We start from the raw sequence: 366 nt of genomic DNA on the forward strand, positions 1-366 counted from the left end.
GCCGATCGGCCGGGCGGTGGGGGACCGGGCGTTGTACGTGCTGGACGGTTCGCTGGCCGAGGTGCCGGTGGGTGCGGTGGGTGAGTTGTTCGTCGGTGGCACGCAGTTGGCGCGGGGTTATCTGGGCCGGCCGGGTGCGACGGCGGAGCGGTTCGTGCCGGACCCGTTCGGTGGTGAGCCGGGTGGCCGGTTGTATCGGACCGGGGATCTGGTGCGGTGGCGTGCGGACGGGCAGTTGGAGTTCCGGGGGCGGGCCGACGGTCAGGTGAAGGTGCGTGGGTTCCGGGTCGAGGTGGGTGAGGTCGAGGCCCGCCTGCGGGAACACCCGGGCGTACGCGACGCCGTGGTCATCGCCTGGCAGGACCG

1 protein-coding gene is annotated in these 366 nt (G+C 73.0%); it reads left to right on the forward strand.

The genetic code is table 11. The features are described from left to right. Nucleotides 1-366: AMP-binding protein (locus IRY44_RS30500; protein ID WP_194803575.1), on the forward strand; the 366-nt coding region annotated here is incomplete at both ends.

This window comes from Micromonospora sp. ANENR4, from assembly GCF_015354395.1.
Classification (GTDB): Bacteria; Actinomycetota; Actinomycetes; order Mycobacteriales; family Micromonosporaceae; genus Micromonospora; species Micromonospora aurantiaca.